This window comes from Youngiibacter multivorans (assembly GCF_017873395.1).
Lineage (GTDB): Bacteria > Bacillota > Clostridia > Clostridiales > Clostridiaceae > Youngiibacter > Youngiibacter multivorans.
In genome coordinates, this window is record NZ_JAGGKC010000017.1 from 14,720 (window position 1) to 35,442 (window position 20,723).

Annotated in this window: 17 protein-coding genes, 2 tRNA genes and 1 other annotated feature; of the genes, 15 read left to right on the plus strand and 4 right to left on the minus strand. The window is 43.4% G+C overall.

Going from position 1 to position 20,723, the window contains the following annotated elements; translation table 11 throughout:
- Positions 1–7 precede the first annotated feature (7 nt).
- From J2Z34_RS10390 to J2Z34_RS10435, 10 genes are all read left to right on the plus strand, one after another.
- On the plus strand, positions 8–2,716 hold the full coding sequence (locus tag J2Z34_RS10390; RefSeq protein WP_209459799.1) for a UPF0182 family membrane protein: 2,709 nt from the start codon (positions 8–10) through the stop codon (positions 2,714–2,716).
- An 11-nt stretch (positions 2,717–2,727) separates the two neighbouring features.
- Positions 2,728–4,113 (plus strand): FAD-dependent oxidoreductase, encoded by a 1,386-nt coding sequence (locus J2Z34_RS10395; RefSeq protein WP_209459800.1) that lies wholly within the window; start codon positions 2,728–2,730, stop codon positions 4,111–4,113.
- 4 nt (positions 4,114–4,117) lie between these two features.
- A complete protein-coding gene (locus J2Z34_RS10400; protein ID WP_209459801.1) occupies positions 4,118–4,381 on the plus strand; it encodes a DUF1667 domain-containing protein in 264 nt (87 codons plus the stop codon).
- Between the two features lie 9 nt (positions 4,382–4,390).
- Positions 4,391–4,587 (plus strand) — a binding site (T-box leader).
- Between the two features lie 79 nt (positions 4,588–4,666).
- Positions 4,667–5,947: a serine--tRNA ligase gene (gene serS / locus J2Z34_RS10405; protein WP_209459802.1), complete on the plus strand. Its 1,281-nt coding sequence runs from the start codon at positions 4,667–4,669 to the stop codon at positions 5,945–5,947.
- A 109-nt stretch (positions 5,948–6,056) separates the two neighbouring features.
- Positions 6,057–6,287, plus strand: coding sequence for a sulfur carrier protein ThiS (thiS, locus tag J2Z34_RS10410; RefSeq protein ID WP_209459803.1), 231 nt, complete (start codon positions 6,057–6,059; stop codon positions 6,285–6,287).
- Between the two features lie 25 nt (positions 6,288–6,312).
- Positions 6,313–8,040 (plus strand): aldehyde ferredoxin oxidoreductase N-terminal domain-containing protein, encoded by a 1,728-nt coding sequence (locus J2Z34_RS10415; RefSeq protein WP_209459804.1) that lies wholly within the window; start codon positions 6,313–6,315, stop codon positions 8,038–8,040.
- 34 nt (positions 8,041–8,074) lie between these two features.
- Complete coding sequence (locus tag J2Z34_RS10420; protein WP_209459862.1) at positions 8,075–8,350, plus strand: hypothetical protein; 276 nt, start codon at positions 8,075–8,077, stop codon at positions 8,348–8,350.
- Between the two features lie 157 nt (positions 8,351–8,507).
- Positions 8,508–8,598: transfer RNA gene (locus J2Z34_RS10425), tRNA-Ser, on the plus strand.
- Between the two features lie 166 nt (positions 8,599–8,764).
- Positions 8,765–9,406, plus strand: coding sequence for a YczE/YyaS/YitT family protein (locus J2Z34_RS10430; RefSeq protein ID WP_209459805.1), 642 nt, complete (start codon positions 8,765–8,767; stop codon positions 9,404–9,406).
- Positions 9,407–9,443: 37 nt separating this feature from the next.
- Positions 9,444–9,893, plus strand: coding sequence for a GNAT family N-acetyltransferase (locus J2Z34_RS10435; RefSeq protein ID WP_209459806.1), 450 nt, complete (start codon positions 9,444–9,446; stop codon positions 9,891–9,893).
- Positions 9,894–9,940: 47 nt separating this feature from the next.
- Here the strand turns inward: J2Z34_RS10435 and J2Z34_RS10440 are convergent, their stop codons facing one another.
- Positions 9,941–11,332: a uracil-xanthine permease family protein gene (locus J2Z34_RS10440; RefSeq protein ID WP_209459807.1), complete on the minus strand. Its 1,392-nt coding sequence runs from the start codon at positions 11,330–11,332 to the stop codon at positions 9,941–9,943.
- A gap of 287 nt (positions 11,333–11,619) precedes the next feature.
- Between J2Z34_RS10440 and J2Z34_RS10445 the strand changes: the two genes are divergently transcribed.
- Entirely contained in the window at positions 11,620–12,150 is a 531-nt protein-coding gene (locus J2Z34_RS10445) for a GNAT family N-acetyltransferase (protein WP_209459808.1), read from the plus strand.
- A gap of 197 nt (positions 12,151–12,347) precedes the next feature.
- Complete coding sequence (locus J2Z34_RS10450) at positions 12,348–12,806, plus strand: hypothetical protein (protein WP_209459809.1); 459 nt, start codon at positions 12,348–12,350, stop codon at positions 12,804–12,806.
- Between the two features lie 43 nt (positions 12,807–12,849).
- On the opposite strand, the gene ade is transcribed toward J2Z34_RS10450, so the two are convergent.
- From ade to J2Z34_RS10465, 3 genes are all read right to left on the minus strand, one after another.
- Positions 12,850–14,583 carry an adenine deaminase gene (gene ade / locus J2Z34_RS10455; RefSeq protein WP_209459810.1) on the minus strand — a complete coding sequence of 578 codons (1,734 nt, stop codon included), beginning with the start codon at positions 14,581–14,583 and terminating at the stop codon, positions 12,850–12,852.
- 161 nt (positions 14,584–14,744) lie between these two features.
- Positions 14,745–16,727: an alpha/beta hydrolase family protein gene (locus tag J2Z34_RS10460; protein ID WP_209459811.1), complete on the minus strand. Its 1,983-nt coding sequence runs from the start codon at positions 16,725–16,727 to the stop codon at positions 14,745–14,747.
- Positions 16,728–16,852: 125 nt separating this feature from the next.
- Positions 16,853–17,461, minus strand: a complete 609-nt coding sequence (locus tag J2Z34_RS10465) for a superoxide dismutase (protein WP_209459812.1) — start codon at positions 17,459–17,461, stop codon at positions 16,853–16,855.
- A gap of 254 nt (positions 17,462–17,715) precedes the next feature.
- Here J2Z34_RS10465 and proB point away from each other — a divergent pair, with 254 nt between their 5' ends.
- The 3 genes from proB to J2Z34_RS10480 all read left to right on the plus strand — a co-directional run bounded on the left by proB (position 17,716) and on the right by J2Z34_RS10480 (position 20,289).
- The gene (proB, locus tag J2Z34_RS10470; RefSeq protein WP_209459813.1) at positions 17,716–18,525 is read left to right on the plus strand and encodes a glutamate 5-kinase; all 810 of its coding nucleotides are present in this window, start codon (positions 17,716–17,718) and stop codon (positions 18,523–18,525) included.
- On the plus strand, positions 18,518–19,759 hold the full coding sequence (locus J2Z34_RS10475) for a glutamate-5-semialdehyde dehydrogenase (RefSeq protein WP_209459814.1): 1,242 nt from the start codon (positions 18,518–18,520) through the stop codon (positions 19,757–19,759). The genes proB and J2Z34_RS10475 overlap by 8 nt, the downstream gene beginning before the upstream one ends.
- Positions 19,760–20,198: 439 nt before the next feature.
- A tRNA-Ser gene (locus tag J2Z34_RS10480) sits at positions 20,199–20,289 on the plus strand.
- Positions 20,290–20,723: the final 434 nt, after the last annotated feature.

Below are 20,723 nucleotides of genomic sequence, written 5' to 3' on the forward strand. Positions count from 1 at the left end.
ATCTGGTATGAGCATCAAGAGAACGACAAAAAACAAGAAGAACATGATTATAGGAGCTGCAGTTGCAGTAATTGCGCTGCTGCTGGCATCATCATCACTGATTGCCGAACTTCAATGGTTCAATGAGGTTGGCTATACAAGGACTTTTCTGACACGGGCAATGGCTGTTGTTGCACTGACCGTACCGATTTTTCTGATACTTTTTATTATCTCCTTTCTATATTTCAAAGGGATAACAAAGAAGTATGATTCTGCGGTATATCCTCCAAAGCCGGCAAAGGAAATTGCTGCCAGAAACATGACCTTCAACCTTGCAGCTGGTGTATTTTTCCTATTCATTTCAGTAAACATAGCTTTGAATTACTGGTATGTCATACTGCAGTTCCTAAACAGCGTGGATTTCAACATAGCTGACCCGATTTTCGGAATGGACGTGTCATTCTATGTCTTCAAGCTGCCGCTCCTTAATCTGCTTATATCTGTTTCCAGGACAATAATAGTCGTAATCGGAATAATCACGGTTGCGGTATATCTTGTGATTTCCGCATCATCATCTCTTGGAAGACTTGACCTAAGGGATGTTAAGGGGAATTTCGAGGTAATGAAGACCGGATTCATTCAGTTTGCAGGAAAACCGTTGGCAGTGCTTGCGGCAATATTCCTTGTCCTCACATCCGTTGATTATTATCTTGCTTCCTTCGATATCATGTACAGCCCAAGAGGTGTGGTTTTCGGACCTGGCTATACAGATGTGAAGGTGGAGGTTCCTTTCCTTTATATTCTTGCTGGTTTGTCGCTTCTTTCAGCTGCTGTGGTAGCTTATGGAGTGATAAAGAAGAATGCAAAATTCATACTTGTTCCTATAGCTGCGATTTTTGTGATGAACGTTATTGAAGGCATAGCGATAATCGGGGTCCAGTCCGTTGCGGTAACTCCAAATGAGCTTGAAAAGGAACGTCCATATATAAGCAACAATATAGAAATGACCAGGAAGGCGTTCGGACTCGATAAGATAGAGATAAGGACGTTTGATGCGAATAAGACCCTTACAAAGGATACTCTTGAACAAAACCGTGATGTTGTAGATTCAATAAAGATCAACTCATACGACCAGACTCTCAAGTTCATACAGCAGACTCAGGTAATCAGATATTATTATGACTTCAACGATGTCGATATCGACAGGTATACCATAAATGGAGAGAAGAAGCAGGTGTTCCTTTCCGCAAGGGAGATTGACACAAGCATAATTGATCCGGCGACATGGCAGAACAAGCATCTTTTCTATACTCATGGCTACGGTGTGATCATGAGCGATGCTTCCACGGTTACGAGCCAGGGGCAGCCGAGTTTCCTGATGAAGGACATACCGACTACCAACTCGACGGATATCCCGATTGAAAATCCGAGACTCTACTTTGGAGAACTTACATCAGATTATACGATAGTAAATACGGATATTGAGGAATTCGACTACCCGAAGGGCGGAGAGAATGAGACCTACAGGTATACCGGTGATTCGGGGGTAAAGCTGGGATTCCTGAACAAGGTGCTGTATTCCATAGTTGAGCAGGAGCCCAAGATACTGATTTCATCCATAGTCAACAGCGACTCCAGGATATTACGCAGGAGGAACATTGTCGACAGGGTATCTGCGATAGCTCCTTTCCTTGCCTATGATGAAGACCCGTATCTTGTGATTGCGGACAGCAAGCTTTACTGGATAATGGATGCGTATACTACCTCATCAAGATTCCCATATGCACAGACCTTTGACGGCTACAATTATATAAGGAATTCTGTAAAGGTAACAGTAGACGCATACACCGGAGAAGTGAATTTCTACCTGTCCGATAAGAATGATCCTATCGCACTAAGCTTCAACAAGATATTTGGAGGCCTGTTCCAGGACATGTCGCTCATGCCTGAAAGCATAAAGGTTCACATAAAGTATCCTGAGAACCTATTCGAATATCAGGCTGTTGTAATGGAGAGATACCATGTGACCGATCCGAACGTTTTCTATAACGGAGAAGACATCTGGGAGAGGTCCAAGAGTACAAAGACTGTAGTTGATGAAAAGTCTGTCAGCGATGCGTACAGCCTGTTCACAAGATTCCCAGGGGAAGATGAGCTGGAGCTCATTTTTACCGACTACTACACTATCAAGGGTAAGGAGAACATGGTAGCTATTGTCAGCGCCAGAATGGATGGGGAGAACTACGGAAAGATAGTGGAGTTCAAATTCCCTCCGCAGAAGACGGTATCGAGCCCATACCTGTTCAGGAACAAGCTCAATCAGGACACTACCATATCGAAGGAGTTAAGTCTGCTTGATGCAAGAGGCTCGGCAGTCAATTTTGGAGATATTGTAATTACCCCGATCAATGATTCCCTGCTTTATGTAGTACCCCTTTACCTGGTAGCTGAAGGGGAGAATTCAATTCCTGAAGTCAAGAGGGTCATAGTATCCAATGATGACAGGATCGTAATCGCTGAATCCCTGGATAAGGGACTCGAGGACCTGTTCGGATACGGACCCGGCGGAGAGACTCCGGGAGAGCCAGGAGAGCCTGGTGAGGTGCCTGGAGACCTTGTGCAGCAGGCTCTGCAGCTTTATGAAGCTGCTCTTGAAGCTCAGCGTGCAGGTAACTGGGCTGAGTATGGAAGATTGATTGAAGAGCTTGGAAAGGTCATTGAGGGGCTGCAGAATTAGGAGGACTAAATATGGATTATGATGTGGTGATCCTTGGCGGTGGTCTTGTAGGCTGTTCGCTGGCTTATGAGCTTTGCAAGTACAGCCTCAATATTGCTGTAATAGAGAAGAATTTTGACATTGCTGAAGATGCTGCTCTGTTCAACTCATCCCTTATACTTGATGGAAAGGATGAAGAGGATGAGTCTGTATTCAGGAGAATCAGGGAAAGCGCCGAAGCGCTTGGAAGAATGTCCGAAGCGCTCGGTGTATTCCACGAGAAGGTTCCTTCATTCACGATTTACAGGGACAAGGAAGAAGCGAGAAGAGTCTATGACAGGGCTGTCCAGAGAGGAATTGAAGGAGTGAGTCTGCTTTCAGAGGATAACCTCGTAAAAAGGAATCCGCTGATCAAGGATGATCCGTCGTGTATAATATATTCAGAAAACACCGGCGTAATCGCTCCGTATGATTATGCCACTGCGATGGCTGAGATAGCTTTTGATAATGGTGTCAGCTTCAGGCTTGAGGAAGAGGTTACTGATATCCAGAGACAGGCAAGAGGTGGAATGAAAATTACCACAAACAAGAACAAATACACTTCCAAGCTGGTAATCAAAACCACATTCGGCGACAGATACACGATCAAGCATGAGGATTCAGTGATGTTCCCTACCGAAATTCTCGAGAATATGCTTATCGAGAAGGATTTTAGAGGTGAAATAAGAAATATTATAACAAGATACAAATCAAACGGGGAAGTCGTAACAATACTTCCCAGCTCAACCAACAAGCTGGTCGCTTCTTTCAGGACCAATGAGAGGAAGGAATTCTCCGGAGTCAAGAAAGAGGTTGAAAGTGTAATAGGACCGTTTCCTGCCGAAAGGGTAGATATACTGAATCAGACAATATACTGGAAGGAGCCGGTTTTCCTGGACTGCGAAATCGCAGATAAGGGATATATCCATGTTCAGGCAAAGAACTACTCTGTTGATTCGATCATAACATCGCTCACGAGAGATACGGTAAATGCCGTAGTTGAAGGCTTCAAGGCAATGCCGGTGTCCGAATTCAAATCGAAGACAAGGGAGTATTACAGGTTCAGTGAAATGACAGACAAGGAAAGGAACGAGCTTATAAGGATAGACCCGAAATACGGAAACATGGTCTGCCTGTGCTCGAATGTCACAGAAGGAGAAATAGTGGATTCCATCAGGCGTCCATTGGGAGCAAGGACTGTTGAAGGTGTAAGAAGAAGAACCAGGATGGTCTTTGGAAGATGCCAGGGCTCACATTGTCTTACCAAGGTTGTAAGGATACTTGCCAGAGAGCTTGATAAGAACCCTATGGACATCATGAACGACAAGAAGAATTCCCAGGTCATCGCTTCGAGGATCAAGGAATTCGACACGATGTAGGAGGTTGAAGGTGGAAAAGGAGTACTACACAAGCGTCATTAGGCTAAAGGGTGACCCTAACGTAAGGATGGTTCCGGTAAAGAGCACGGAGCCAATGGAAACAACACTCTTCATAGAATGCTCCAAGGTGCTTTCGAGAGTGTATGCCGGCACACCGGTAAAAAAGGGCGACATAATATGCAGCAACATACTGAATACGGGAATCGACATCATAGCTACCAAAAGCGTTGGGATGTTGACCTTTAATCTGGATGGAGATATAATCTAAGAATACAGAATTAAACCGTTGAAGAGATAAGTAGCCTTTAAAAAAGCAGTCAGAGACAGGGTGGTTTGGTGAAAACCCGATGCTTGATACAGGTGAATCCGCCTCGGAGGGGCTGCGAAGAGCAGCACGGTCACACCGTTACATGTACTTAAGGATGGTTATTACCATTAAATTAGGGTGGCACCGCGAGTCATATCGTCCCTTAGGATGATATGGCTTTTTCATATCCAAAATTACCCGAAATATGCCTGTTCAGGCGAATAAATCAAATGGAGGAATAAAAAAATGCTGGACATCAAAAGGATAAGAAACAATCCTGAAGAGATAAAGAGGCTTATGGCCAACAGGGGAGAGACCTTGGACCTTTCGGACATCGACAAGGTCGTAGCACTTGATGAGGAAAGAAGGCAGATACTTGTAAATGTGGAGGCTGACAAATCGAGAAGGAATCAGGTCTCATCTGAGATCCCAAAGCTTAAGAAGGCCGGACAGGATACTTCGGCTATCATGGCTGAAATGAAGGCTCTGGGAGATGAAGTCAAGATTCTTGACCAAAAGGTAAAGGACATTGATGCTGAAATCGAATATATAATGCTGAGACTGCCTAACATTCCAAATGAGCTTGTACCGGATGGAGCGACTGATGCAGATAATCTGGAGATCAAAAGATGGGGAGAGCCAAAATCCTTTGGCTTTGATCCCAAGGCACATTGGGATATAGGCACAGACCTCGATATCCTTGACTTTGAAAGGGCAGGCAAGATTACAGGTTCAAGGTTTACGATCCTGAAGGGATTTGGCTCTTCACTTGAAAGGGCTGTAATCAACTATTATCTTGATACCCATACTGATTATGGCTACAAGGAAATATTCCCTCCATTCATGGTAAACAGGACTTCAATGACAGGTACCGGACAGCTTCCTAAATTCGAAGAGGATGCATTCAAGGTAACTAACGATGACTATTTCCTTATACCGACTGCTGAGGTGCCGGTAACCAACATGTACAGGGATGAAACCTTCTCAGGCGACGACCTGCCACTGAAGCATGTTGCATATTCTGCCTGTTTCAGGGCAGAGGCAGGATCTGCAGGAAGGGATACGAGAGGTCTTATCAGGCAGCACCAGTTCAACAAGGTGGAGCTGGTCAAGTTCACAAAGCCAGAGGATTCCTATGCGGAGCTTGATAAGCTTGTAGAGGATGCTGAAAGAGTCCTTCAGGGTCTTGGAATACCATACAGGATCGTCAGGATATGCAAGGGCGACCTTGGTTTCACCGCAGCCCTCAAGTATGACATAGAAGTCTGGATGCCAAGCTATAACAGGTATGTTGAGATTTCAAGCTGTTCGAACTTTGAGGATTTCCAGTCAAGAAGGATAAATATCAAGTACAAGGAAACCCCGAAAGACAAGCCTCAGTTTGTCCATACTCTCAATGGTTCAGGTGTTGCAATAGGAAGGACTGTTGCAGCAATCCTCGAGAACTTCCAGAATGAGGATGGCACAGTCACTATACCTGAAGTACTCAGGCCATATCTGAAAGGAAAAGAAACCATAACAAAGTAATAAACATACTGGAACTAAATAGCAAAGAATGATTGATACACCCCATGCCTCCGATACTGTATTATAATGGTATCAGCACGGGGTGTAATTTTACTTAAGGAGCAATGTTTTGAAGGCAAGTATAAGGACTTATGGGACTACTAAAGACAGGCTTGGGGGAGCAAAATGGCTTGAGGTTGATGTGCCTGAAAAAACCAGCATAAGAGAGCTGATGTCCATACTTGGAATTGCTGACGATGAAATCATGGCAGTCATGATGGATGGAAGATTTCTGGATAGAGATGATCACCTAAATGAAGGAGACAGGCTTCAGCTGCTTCCGTTTATCGGCGGGGGCTGAGGAGCAGGAAATGGGGGGGTAACAGATGAAAATACTAAGAGTAAACATGGAAACAGGTTCAATCAGACTGGAAGAGCTTTCAGAAAAATACAGGCTTCTCGGTAACAGAGGTCTTGTATCTTCACTGATCTATAATGAAGTCAGCCCGACATGCAGTCCTATTGGCCCTAACAACAAGCTGTACATAGCTTCAAGCCCTCTTGAAGGATTTGGGGTAACAAGCACTGGAAGAATATCGGTTGGCGCTAAGAGTCCGCTTACTGGAGGCATCAAGGAAGCAAATGCCGGCGGTACTGCAGGCTCAAGGATGGCAAGGCAGGGTCTTCGTGCAATCGCCATAGAAGGAGCTTCTGAGGGCTCCTGGATACTCAGGATATCATCATCAGGCTCTGAACTTCTTGAAGCATCCGAATATGCAGGTCTTGGGACGTATGAGACAACAAAAAGGCTGCTGGACAGATATGGAAGAGATTCATCAGTAATTTCCATTGGTCCGTCTGGAGAAAAACTTCTCCTTAGTGCAGGAGTATTCGTTAGCGATGTTGAAGGTGATTCGAGCAGGGCAGCGGCCAGGGGAGGACTTGGTGCTGTTATGGGCTCGAAAGGTCTGAAGGCGATAGTAATCCAGAATGATGGCAACTATAAGCCAAAGCCTTCTGACAAGGAAGGATTCATCAACGCGAGACTGGCGCTTCATAAGGCAATACTTGAGAATCCCGGAGCCCAGGCATATACGAATTACGGGACCATGGGAATACTGCTTCCCCTACATGCACTTGGGACTTTGCCAGGCAAAGGGTTTACCGATGCGGACTTTAAAGGTGTTGAATCCGTCAGCGGAGAGAAGATGCTGGAAAACATGGCAAAGAGAGGCGGGGAAGGTAAGCCTGTTCATTCTTGCATGCCAGGTTGCGTCATCAGGTGTTCAAATGTTTATGCTGACAAAAACGGGAAGAAGATAGTTTCCCCACTTGAATATGAAACAAGTGCTCTACTAGGGACTAATCTCTGCATAGACGACCTGGATGTCATTGCAAAGCTTAACAGAAAATGCAATGACTACGGCATTGATACCATTGAAACTGGAGCAGCACTTGGTGTGGCAGCACATGCAGGAGTCTTGGAATGGGGCGATGGAAAGAAGGCAGCGGACCTCATTGACGAAATAGGTCAGGGAACTCCTCTTGGCAGGATACTTGGCAGTGGTGCGGTAATTGCAGGAAAAGTGCTGGGAGTTATCAAAGTCCCAGCAGTAAAGGGCCAGGCTATGGCCGGATATGACCCCAGAGGAGTCAAGAGCATGGGAGCGACCTATGCAATGACGCCAATGGGAGCCGACCACACAGCTGCAGTCACTTTCAGAGCCCCGATCGACCAGTTCAAGTGGGAAGGCGGAATCGATGTCTCAAGAAATATTCAGGTAACAGTCGCATTCTATGATACTTATTTCTGTTCGTTCGTGGCTAGGGGAGTAGGTACATCAACACATCTATTAAGAGAACTGTTCAACACGGCGTTTGGAACTGATTACCAGGATGATTCATTCATATCTGAAATCGGCAAGGATTGCATCAAGAAGGAAAGGATGTTCAACCTTGCTGCAGGAGTCACAGAAGAATGGCTTCCTGAATGGATGAGAGAAGAGCCTCTAGAACCCCATGGAAGAGTAGCAGACATTCCGGCATCTGAGTTTGAACGGTTCTGGGATAAGTCCTTCTGGGGCGAATTCCCTCCAATACCAAAGAGATTCTGATAAGGATCAAAAGGAGGTCAATATGTTTTCTGGTATGAGCATTTTTGAGATTGGCATGCTGCTTTGCTTTGGTGCCGCATGGCCCTTTTCCATATACAGATCGCTGAAGTCAGGTTCGATAGCAGGCAAGAGCCCGTTTTTCCTCGGTATAATAATTGTCGGCTATTTGTGCGGAATATTGAACAAGTTTCTTTACAGATATGACCAGGTGGTCTATCTGTATGCGCTTAACCTTCTCATGGTATCCACTGATTTGATGATTTACATAAGAAATGCAAAAAGGCTCAGAGGTTCTGCAGAAAGTGAATGAGTCAGTAAGGATGATTTTAACGAAAGGCGAGTTTACTTCGGTTTTTCATGATATTGCAAAAAAAATAAAAAAATCATGATCATGTAAAAAAATCTGTAAAAAATGAATGTTGACACTTGTTTTTCATGCTGATATAATATGTTTTGTCGCTATACTTGGAGAGATGGTCGAGCTGGTTGAAGGCACCGGTCTTGAAAACCGGCGTACATGAAAGTGTACCGTGGGTTCGAATCCCACTCTCTCCGCCATTTATGGCGACTTTTTTTTACCTTTTTTAGGTGCAGTAGGACTGTTTTGAATTAGTTTAAAGTAATTTTTGTTTGAATTAAATGTTCAGGGTTTGTACTATAAAAGCTATATCCCCTTCAATGACATTGATTTTGGGGAATTTTAATGATGAAGGATGGATAATACATGAAAGCACTGGCTACAAGATTCACGATGTTTGTTTTAGGACTTTTTATTCTCTCCTATGGTGTTGCCCTGGCAATAAGGTCTAAGCTTGGCGTATCCCCGATAAGCTCACTTCCTGTTGCAATAAGCAAGGTAACTGGAATGACTGTGGGACGAATAACCATATTCTTCTATCTTGTACTTGTTGTTGCGCAGATAATCATTCTAAGAAAGGACTTCAAGGTCAAGAATCTGCTTCAGATAGCCTTTTCATCAGTATTTGGCTTCTTTACCGATTCAGCATTATCTGTTACAGCAGCCCTGGCACCTCAGTCATATATTATAAAGCTTATATTCCTTCTGACGAGTGTTTTTCTTATGGGCTTGGCAGTATTCATGCTGCTGGTTGCAGATATCGTGAATAATTCTCCTGAAGCCCTCTGCAAAGCGATTGCCGAGAAATACTCAATAGATTTTGCTAAAGTGAAAATCTGGTTCGACCTTTCCTGTGTTGCTATCTCTGCAACTGTTTCACTGATTTTCTTCGGGAATATCGGATTGATCAGAGAAGGGACTATAATCGGAGCTCTTTTTATCGGCAAAATCGGAGGCTTCTTCTACAGAAGCTACAAGCACAAGGTAGTGTCGATGCTCGGAATATAGTATGAGGATAATGGAATATGGCAGCACAGACAGCAATATGGATGAAAGACTCTTCCGGTACTGGCTCGAGGAACGAATGGAGCTCTGGCCTGGTGAAGGAAGACATGATGAGCATACTGAAGAGATGCGTCAGATACTGACCGGTAAACCAGTCGATGGCGGAACTGAGTCGGGGCTTCTTATGTGCATGTCTGATGACAGTCTAGCAGGATTTCTTGAATACTCCATTAAGGATGGTATACCTGGATCACAAGTAATGTCTGCACATATTGAGGGTATCCATACCCGTGAGCGTTACAGGCGAAATGGTATTGCAAAGGCTTTAGTAAATAGATTGCGTGAAATTGCAGAGAAAAAGGGAATTAAAAGACTAACCTCGGATATTCAGCCCGGGAATGAAGCAAGCCTTCTTTTTCATTCAGCCATCGGATTTATAGTTACTGTCTCTGACAATGAAGCTGTATACCTTGAGAAAATAATAGGATAAAACAAAGCGAGTAAGGGCTAGCCCTTACTCGCTGCTATTTTTTTGTGCTATGCTATCTCTTCACTTTCAGCATCTATTGCAGACTCCTTGGAATCACCTATGGAGAGCATAAGGTTCAGTGTTATTCCGACTATGGCTGCTGTAGCTATAGCTGGAAGCTGGGTACCGAACATAGGTATCATTCCGCCTTCGAAGTTGAAGCTTCCGCCAAGTCCCACTATAAGGATTACTGCGATTACAGCAAGGTTCTTCGAACTGAACATGTCTACCTTCTTGTCCATCATAATGGTGATTCCCTGAGCAGCTATTACTCCGAAGAGGTAAATCGAAAGTCCTCCGATTACAGCTGTTGGTATGGAATATACCATATTTATGAGCGGTGTGAACATTGAGATTATCATTGTAAGTATGGCTGCAGCAATAAGCACAGGTACCGAGAAGTTCTTGGATATTGCCATAGCGCTTATATTTTCACCATAATTGGTTCCTGCCGGGCCGCCGATGAGTCCTGATACTATATCACCGATACCGTCACCTATAAGGTTAAGACCAAGCTTGTTCTCAAGGTCATACTTCTTTGTTGAGCCTTTCTTTCGGGCAAGGTCATTTACGTATATATCAAGCTGATAAATATGGGCAGTCGATTCAGGTATTGTCGCTATCGCTATTGGCATTATTGCAATTACAGCCGCAAGTGATGGCTTGGGGAATGTGAATATCGGAAGATTGAGTATGCTTGCTGAGGTTATTGTGTTGAAGTTTACGAAATCTATACCGGTTGATGCTCCGATTACAAGTGCAGACACATATCCAGTAAGAAGTCCGAACAATATAGGAAGCTGGCTAAGCTTGCCTTTGAGGTATACAGAGTATAGTATTGTTGATATGAGGGTTATGAGTGCAATGACCCAGGCAAAGCTGGTTGCAAGGCTCTGGCTGCCCTCTGCGACAGTCGATGGGATTGCTGATGCATTTCCCATTGCGTTTGCTGAAAGGGATAGTCCTATGATGATTGCTATGCTTCCGGTGACAGTTGCTGGAAGGACTTTGTCAATGAAGGCCTTTCCGCTTTTCTTTATGATGTATCCGGCGATGATTGATACGAAACCGGACATTATTATTCCGAATTGTGCGATTGATATCTTGTCATTGAGTGAATATGATGCGAATGCATCTGCGCTCATTATCGATGCAATAGCTGCGATGTATGAGAAGCTTGATCCGTAGTAAAGAGGGATTTTTCTCCCAGTAACAAGTATAAATGCCAGTGTTGCAAGTCCGCTTGCGAATATGGTAGTTGAAACATGGAAACCGGTAATGAGTGCCACGAGAACAGTTGCCGGGAACATGACAACGATCTGCTGGAGCGCGAACGCTATGAGCTCGAGGAAGTCCGGTGTCTCGTCAGGTAGATACCCTGATACATGTTTGTTTTTCATTTAGCTGCCTCCTATTCTTTGAAACCCGCTTGGCCTGAAATGGCAAAAAAAAACTTGCCCAAGGCAAGATCGTATACTATCAGCATAATTGCTTCACAATATGACAAACCTTGCCGGTATCTCAGCACCTGGCTTAAAGATTTCTTTCAACAAATTATTGCATATAACAAAGTCACTGTAAATAGGTATAAAACAAATTACGAAATCATCAGATATATACCATTTCATATTCATAGATGAACAAAAATAAAATTGATAAATTGAGAAATTGCATAAGTGGAGGGAAAATGTACAATAACATTGTAAGGCTGGCTGAGAAGTCGGACATCAACGAAATTGCTGAACTGTTTGACAGGCTTTGTGACAGACTTGAGAGTGGAACCAATTATCCCGGATGGAAAAAAGGTATCTATCCTGACAGAAGAACAGCTGAGCTATATGTGGGCAATGGGGAGCTCCACGTGATTACACTTGAAGGAAAGATTGCCGGCACCATCGTACTTTCTCAAGAGCCTGAAGAAGCGTATGATGAAGTGAAATGGAGATATGAGTGGAAATATGACAATCTGTTCGTAATCAGGACATTTACCGTAGATCCTGAGTTTTGGGGAATTGGTCTTGGGGAAAGGCTGCTTGACCATGCAGTTAATTATGGAAGGAGAATTGGGATTAAAGCCATGCGACTGGATGTATTGCAAACAAATCTGCCTGCTATAAGGCTATACGAGAAATCTGGATTTGAGTATGCAGGTACAGTGGACTTAAGGCTCAACATACCCGGATTGAAGTGGTTCAGGCTCTATGAGAAGAGCATTTAAACAGGAATGTACCTGTAAATGTTACAAATTTGTCAATTTATTAGAATTGTGTTCATATATCATTACAATTCAATTAAGAAAGTGATATTATGATAATAAGAGGAAGAAATCTCACCGGCGCAAAAGACAGAATATTCTGATTTCAACTTCTTAAGTATAAAGGCAAGTGTGCTGAATTGATTATCCGAGGTGAGTTTATGGAAAAACAGTTAACAAAAGAGAAGTTGGTAGAAGCAAGGACAGTTGAACCAGGCATAAAGAAAGATGACGATGTCAAAAGAAGAGAGATTGAAAAGGCGTCACTAAATACTGTGATTACTGATTTCAATCAGTTCTTCAACTTTTTGAACCTTAACGGGTCATGGTACAGATGGGTATCTGGTGACTATCAGATATCAAAGGTTGACAGCATAGGTGAGACTATGTGCAAGTATCTTTCAATGTTCTGTGAAGAAAATGGGATATCACAAGATAGTTTCATGAGCATAAACCACATGATAACAGTCTCGCATAGAGGGGTTTACTACCTGTTCAGAACGCTGAACGGCAATTGTGATTATGCAGCTGTATCCATAGCTGAGTTGAGACCAAAGGCAAGGATAATTCCATGGACCACTCTATCAAGCTTTATTCAAAGGAAATTTGAAGAAATCTAGGAATAGCTGACCCAGGCACGAAATTGTGCCTGGGTCAGCTATTTTATGGCTTCTGATTGAATAGTCCTATGAACCTGCCAAGTGAAGAGCTATAGAGCCCTTTATCGGTTATCTTGATTTCTGGTATTACTGGAAGCGCTAGGAATGACAGAGTCAGGAAAGGATCGAAGTCAAGACCGCTAAATACAGACTGCGCCATGGACTTCAGGTCCCCGATGACATCGATGAGGTCAGCAAGCGACCTTCCTGATATGAGTCCTGCAATTTCAAGGGGAAGCTCAGTCAGAACCTTCCCATCAGAAAAGATAACTACACCGCCGCCGATTTCCTTAAGCCTGTTACAGGCTGAAGCCATATCCTGGTCATTGGTACCTATCACAATTATGTTGTGTGAATCATGTGATACCGAAGTAGCTACAGCTCCCTTATCAAGATGGAATCCTCTGACCAATCCCAGGGCTACATTCCCTGTATTCTTATGTCTTTCCACAATCCCTATCTTTATAATGTCTTCCGGGATATCAGACACGAAGCTCAGTGACTTGTCCATCCTGATTTCATGATGCCTGGTCAGGAGGCTGTTCTTGACGATTTCCATCAGATTTACCGTACCGGTACCAGGAATATCCATTCTGAAGCTTGATGCTTCGAGTTTCTTGAAGTTCATTGTGTTCCTTATTGGGGGAGTTACGCTGGATGAAAAATCAAAATTTACACCATCAACTCCATACACTTTGCTTCCCCTCTTGTAGACGCTTCTTATACTGAAATCGCTCAGGCTGTCGAGTACGACGAAGTCAGCCCTGTAACCTGGTGCAACGGCGCCAGACTCCTTTAGACCATAGCATTCCGAAGGATTTATGGTAGCCATGCGTATTGCATCCACAGGTTCAACGCCAAAAGATATCGCCCGTCTGACTAAAGAGTCGATGCTTCCATATTTATAAAGCTCATCTATATGCATGTCATCGGTGCAAAAGGTGAACCTTCTGAGATTATCCTTGTTCACAAGTCCAATGAGAGAATCAAAATTCTTTGCAGCGGTTCCTTCCCTGATATGGATATACATACCCTTCGACAGCCTGTCCGTGGCCTCTTCGGGTGTGACGCATTCATGGTCGGTGGATATGCCTGCAGTCCTGAAAATATTTGAGCCAAGTGCGTTCAGTTCAGATCCGTGACCATCTATGACCAGGCCTCTGTTTCTAGCTGTCAGCAGCTTCATCATCATATCCTCATCACATCCGGCTACAGAAGGCATATCCATGACTTCAGCGAGCCCCAGGACCCTTTCGCTGTCATAAAGCGGCAGAAGGTCATTTGATTTCAGCTCCGCACCAGATGTATCCAGTTGAGTTGATGGAACGCAGGATGAGAGCATGAAGTAGAAATCGACTGGAAGTCCTTCAGACGATTCAAGCATATAGCGTATTCCATCAGCACCTAGAACATTCGCTATTTCATGAGGATCGGCAACCATTGCCCCTATGCCATGCATGCAAGCAGCTTCTGAAAGAACCCTGCAGGTTGATAGAGTGGATTCCACGTGTATGTGTGAATCGATGAGTGAAGGTGCGACATAGGCGCCTTCAAGGTCAATGATCTCATCAGCCTCATATTCACCGTAGCCTACAATATAGCCGTCCTTGATTCCGATGCCTGTATCAATGACTTTCCCGCTGAACACATCAATGAGTCTGGCATTGCGAAGTGAAAGGTCGCACCAGATTTCTCCCTTTGAGGCTTTGATCAATGAGGTTAGAGTGTTTATATCCATAAAGATCCTCCCCTCAGAATGTATTTGGATTAGCATATACCCTGTATAGTCAAGTGTCAACGCATATTCTGAGTCTATTCTTTTAACCCGAGGTAAATTTTGCAAAGTATCTGATAAGTATCCGCAAAAAAACAGCGCATGTTCAATGCGCTGTGAAGTTTCTATAGATACCTGCCGAACCATTCGGTCATTTCTTTCAGCCGCCTTATCCTGTGAAGTGGCTTGCCGCTTCTTGAAAGCTCGTGGTTTTCTCCCTTGAACATGCAGAACCTTGCAGGGACACTGTTGTCCTTCAGTGCCGTATACATCTGGAGACCTTCAACCAGCCAGCATCTGTAGTCTTCATCAGAGTGAAGGAATAAGGTAGGTGTCCGCACCTTGTCCGCATATTTAAGTGGCGAGTGCCACCAAAGCTTTTCGCTGTCAGTCCAGGGTGTTTCACCAATCTGGTCGCTGGCAAAATAGTAGCCGATATCGGTAGTTGAATACATTGAAATCCAATTCGAGATGCTTCTTTCTGAAACTGCTGCTTTGAACCTGTCAGAATGACCAATGATCCAGTTGGTCATGAAGCCGCCATATGAACCTCCGGTGACACCGATTCGGTCGCTGTCAATTTCGGCATAGGTTTCAATCGCCTTATCCAGGAATGATATGATATCTTCATAGTCGATAGTGCCATATTTTCCCCTGATATCAGAAAATTCGTTTCCCTTGCCGTCACTTCCCCTCGGGTTGCAGTAGACTACAAAGTATCCAAGATTGGAAAGTACCTGCATCTCATGGTGGAATACATTGCCGAAGACAGTCTTTGGACCGCCGTGTATGCTGAGTATGCAGGGATATTTTTTTCCTTCTTCAAACATCGCAGGTCGTATAACGAAGCCTTCTATATCAGTTGACCCAGATGATTTCAAAACCAATCGTTCCGGAATGGAAACTGTTCTATCCTTTAAGATACCCGTATTGAAGGAAGTCAGGGGCTCCTGACTGCCAGAAGAATATATCTCCTGGAGAGAATTCTCCTGCATGCCGATATAAATAATGTTGCCTTCACAGACGGAAAATCCGTCCACAGTACCGGTAATACTTATAACTTCATCTAGGTTCCCGCCTGCATCAATTCTCCTGAGTTTGCAATCAGTACCCTCAGTCGTGAGAAAATAGAGGAAACCTCTGTCTGTTGTCTTTTCCTGTGATGATCCATATCTTGAATCGGTGCCGACTGAATTGTATAGTGAAAGGTCCATTTCAGGAGAAAGATTTCTGAAGTCAGAACCATCGATCCTTGATGTGAATATCTGCTTGTTTTCATTGAGGCCATATGTAAGCATGTTGCTGCCTGTAAGAACCAGATGCTCATCATCAAGAAAGCCTGCATATCCATAGTTCATGGCGATAAGTGGAGGAGAACTTAGCTTTCCGTCTGAATATATCAGGACATCATTTGCAAGCTCCATCTTATCCTTGAAGGTAGTGGCTATTATGACTGCCTTGTCCTTTGATTTGTTGATCCGCAGCGATTCAACATCGGTGAACTCACCGGTTATGTAATTTTTGAAGGAACCGTCGGAATTGAACAGGGCAAGCCTGCTTCTTTTCCTGCTTGTGAATCCTGAGCCGTTGGACCAGTAGGGTATTTCCTCAAGCACCTCGTAATCCTTCTCTTCCTTCCTTCTTTTAAGCTCCTTCGAACGATCTTCACCCTCAAGCCCAAGAAGCTCATGGCTATTCGAATCGAATGTGACTGTTGCGATTACGGAACCATCGAAGAGGAACTCGTAGGTACCGAGTTCTTTCTTGAAGCTAAGGTATTTGTCCGCTTCACCGCCATGGATGTTAATCTTGTACAGCTCTGTGATTTCTTCAAGTGCTTCGGATTTTTCCTTATCTTTTTCATCGCGCATCGCTGTGAAGACGATATTTTCATCATCCAGCCATTTGAACTGGGTTTCCTTGTTGGATGAAGTGAGTTTTCTTGTCTTTCCTGATTCTACATTAAGGATATATAGGGTTGAGTCATACCGGTTCTCTTCCAGGTTCATCAAATGGACCACAAAGCAGGCGTTCTTTCCATCAGGAGAGTGCCTTATACCTGAAAGAAATCTGTAGTTCTTGAAGTCTTCTATAGTAAGCCGTTCCATTAGTACATTCCTCCCCGTGTTGACCATAATATGATATTACAAGATTTTGTTGTCACTTGTCTATACAAAAGAGAAGCCCTGCGATTTGCAGGGCTTCCTTGAAACTTTAGGCCGTTTCAATATGTTTATTTGAGAGCTTCGAATTCCTTAGAAACCGCGCTCCAGTTTACTACGTTGAACCATTCCTTGATATAGTCAGGTCTTCTGTTCTGATACTTCAGGTAGTAAGCATGCTCCCATACATCAAGTCCGAGTATAGGATGTTTTCCTTCGGTTATCGGATTATCCTGATTTGCAGTGGATACTACTTCCAGCTCACCATCATTTATAACCAGCCATGCCCATCCTGAACCGAATCTTCCGGCAGCTGCCTTTGCGAATACATCCTTGAATGCATCAAGGCTGCCGAATTTCTTCTCAATTGCCTCAAGAAGTGCACCTTCAGGTGCCTGACCTTCAGCCTTTGACATCCAGTTCCAGAATCTTGAGTGATTCAGATGACCGCCTCCGTTGTTTCTGACTGCTGTCCTTATGTCTTCAGGTATTGAGTCAAGTTCCCTGACGAGCTCCTCGATACTCTTTTCCTGAAGCTCAGGATATTTTTCAAGCGCTGCATTCAGATTGTTAATGTACGCCTGATGATGCTTTGTGTGATGTATTGTCATTGTGGTTTCATCTATGTAAGGCTCCAAAGCGGAATACTCGTATGGAAGTTTTGGTAATTCATGTTTCATGTTAATTTCCTCCGTTATTCAATCATTTTCCGAAGAGTTACTTCGGCTGTTTCTATGAACTTAGTATATTGCAAATGAGAATGATAATCAATAGCATGCAATTAAATTAATCCTTATTCAATTCAATATTAACTTTTTGTTCATAAATTCACCATTATTTCTAAAGGAAATTGATAAATCAATTTGATTCGCCTTTAAAAAATCACAAAATAAAATATAATGGAGAGAAGGATATTCAATGCGGAGGCTATATGATGGAGAACAAAAGACAGGACTTAAGGAACAGGAAAAGAGTTGTCATAAAGGTGGGGACTTCCACTATCACACATAATGACGGCAAGATGAATCTCATGAAGCTTGAGCATCTGTCACGAACCATTTCCAGTCTCAAGAACCAGGGGATGGAGGTTGTTCTTGTTTCTTCAGGAGCTATTGCGGTCGGGGCACAAAGGCTGAACCTCAGGGAAAGACCGAAGAAGGTAAGTGAAAAGCAGGCAGCTGCGGCTGTAGGCCAGGTAGTTCTCATGAACATGTATCAGAGATTCTTCCATGACTATGCTTACGAGGTAGCGCAGATACTTGTCACACGGCTTGTCAATGATGACGAGGTGATGAGGTTCAATGCAAAAAATACCTTCAATGAGCTTTTAAGAATGGGTATTTTGCCTGTAGTCAATGAAAATGACACAATAGCAACCGAAGAAATAATATTCGGTGACAATGACACCCTTTCTGCAGTCGTTGCTAAGCTTGTTGAGGCTGACCTTCTTATACTTTTGTCAGATATCAATGGCTTGTACAGCGACGACCCAAAAAAGAACCCGGATGCCAGGCTGCTTCATCAGGTTGATGTCATAGATGAATACATAGAGTCCATAGGCAAGGGAACATCGTCCAATCAGGGTACAGGTGGAATGGCAACAAAGATTTCTGCTGCAAAGATTGCAACCGAAGTCGGAATTGATGTGGTTATAGCAAATGGAGAATCACCGGAAGTGATAGTGGATATCATGGATGGCAAAGAAATCGGGACACTTTTCTCGAGGAGGATGAAGAATGCTTAAAGAAATGGGTATGAGGGCCAAAGAGGCAGCTGCAAGCCTGTCCATGCTCTCAAATGATGAGAAGAACAATTTACTCGACAAGATTGCGATCAATCTGAAAAAGAACGAAGATGCAATTATTGAACAGAATAGCATAGATGTTGAAGCCGGAAGACTTAATGGCCTTGCTGAAGGTCTGATTGACAGGCTCAAGTTGACTTCAAATCGAATTGATTCAATGATAGAGGGCATTAGGACCATAATCGCGCTTGAAGATCCAGTTGGTGAAGTGCTGGGGATGAAGACCATGAAGAACGGTCTGATCATTGGAAAAAAGAGGGTTCCCCTTGGAGTCGTCGGCATAATATATGAGGCAAGACCGAATGTGACAGTGGATACGGCAGCTCTCTGCCTTAAGTCATCAAATGCGCTGATACTAAGAGGTGGCAAGGAAGCACTTAATTCAAACAAGGCTTTAGCGGGAATCATGAGGCAAAGCATTGAAGAAGCAGGGTACAACAAGGATTTTGTACAGCTTATAGAGGACCAGAGCTATGAGGTTGCAAATGAGTTCATGAAGCTCAATGACTATCTTGATGTCCTCATACCAAGAGGAAGCGACAGACTGATCAAATCAGTGGTTCAGAACTCAACTGTTCCTGTGATTGAAACAGGAACAGGCAACTGCCACATTTATGTTGATGCCAGTGCAGATGAAAAAATGGCTGTCGACATAATAATCAATGCCAAGACTCAGAGGATAGGGGTTTGCAACTCAGCTGAGAGCCTTGTGGTTCACAGCGACAAGATTGAAGGATTCCTTCCCTTGGTATGGAACGAACTTAAGAAATACAACGTGACTGTGTATGCCGATGAAAGGGCTAAGGCAGTAGTACCCGAATTCCAGTCTGCTACAGAAGAGGATTTTGCCACTGAGTATCTTGATTACAAGATTTCACTTAAGGTGGTTGACTCGCTTGATGAGGCAATAAGGCATATCAACAAGTATTCAACATCACATTCAGAATCCATTGTGACTGAGAACTATGCAAATGCCATGGAATTCCTTAACAGAGTCGATTCAGCAGCGGTATATGTCAACGCATCAACCAGGTTCACAGACGGATTCGAATTCGGTATGGGTGGTGAAATGGGAATTTCAACACAGAAGCTCCATGTCAGAGGACCTGTTGGAACGAAGGAGCTTACAACCACAAAGTACATAATCTTCGGAAACGGTCAGATAAGGGGATAATTCGACGAACATTTTTCGTCATAATTGAATAATTGTCCATAAAACCAAAAAACTGGTCCTGAACGCTGAGAAAAGTCATGAATCAGCCTCCATCAAGGGCTAAAACGGATAATTATTATTAGCTGATATGAATAACGAACAGGCAATCTGAAAAAAAGCTGATGTTGTTCACTGATATTTAACACATTTTATAATATTATTTAAGGTTTGTGTATTACTATAACCTTAGCCCTTTAGCTATGAGCGTAATGTTCATACGCATTATACTTTTACCTACCTTAAAATCCACTATGGGAAGCAGTCAAAAGCTGCTTCTGTTTTTTTGTTCGTGTTTTGTAAAACCCTGTAATGCCTTCAATTTAGTTGACATAAATAGGGGTCATTGTTATAATTAACTTCGTGGTTGATTTAACTGAATAGTTTATAGCAAGCTTCGCATGGAGAATTACTCAAGTGGCCGAAGAGGCGCCCCTGCTAAGGGCGTAGGTCGGGTAACCGGCGCGAGGGTTCAAATCCCTCATTCTCCGCCAAAGAAGCTTTTAACCGCAAAATAATCCCTCAAAGCACTGCAATTGCTGTGTTTTGGGGGATTATTAATTTTATAATGAACATTCACAAAACAGGTCAAAACAGGCCTTTTTTGATTCTTAGGTATACTAAAGGTATTCTAATTTAGAAAATATGTTAAGGCCTGCAAGCATTAAAAAAGAAGGCTTATAGTCTCCATTGGATTCATATGATTTTAAGTTGCAGCTTTGAGGACAACCATGGAGTCAATGACAACTAACATTGCCTCTTTTCAATTACTGTATACCTGTCGAATAATGACCAAGAAATGTAATCCTCATATCTATAAGAAGCCTCCATCCTGACAAACCATGACAATGACCTTAGGTTGTGCAGGAATCTCCAAGAAATATCTATGACTCTATTAGAGTCAATCTCTAACATGCTGCCAATCAAG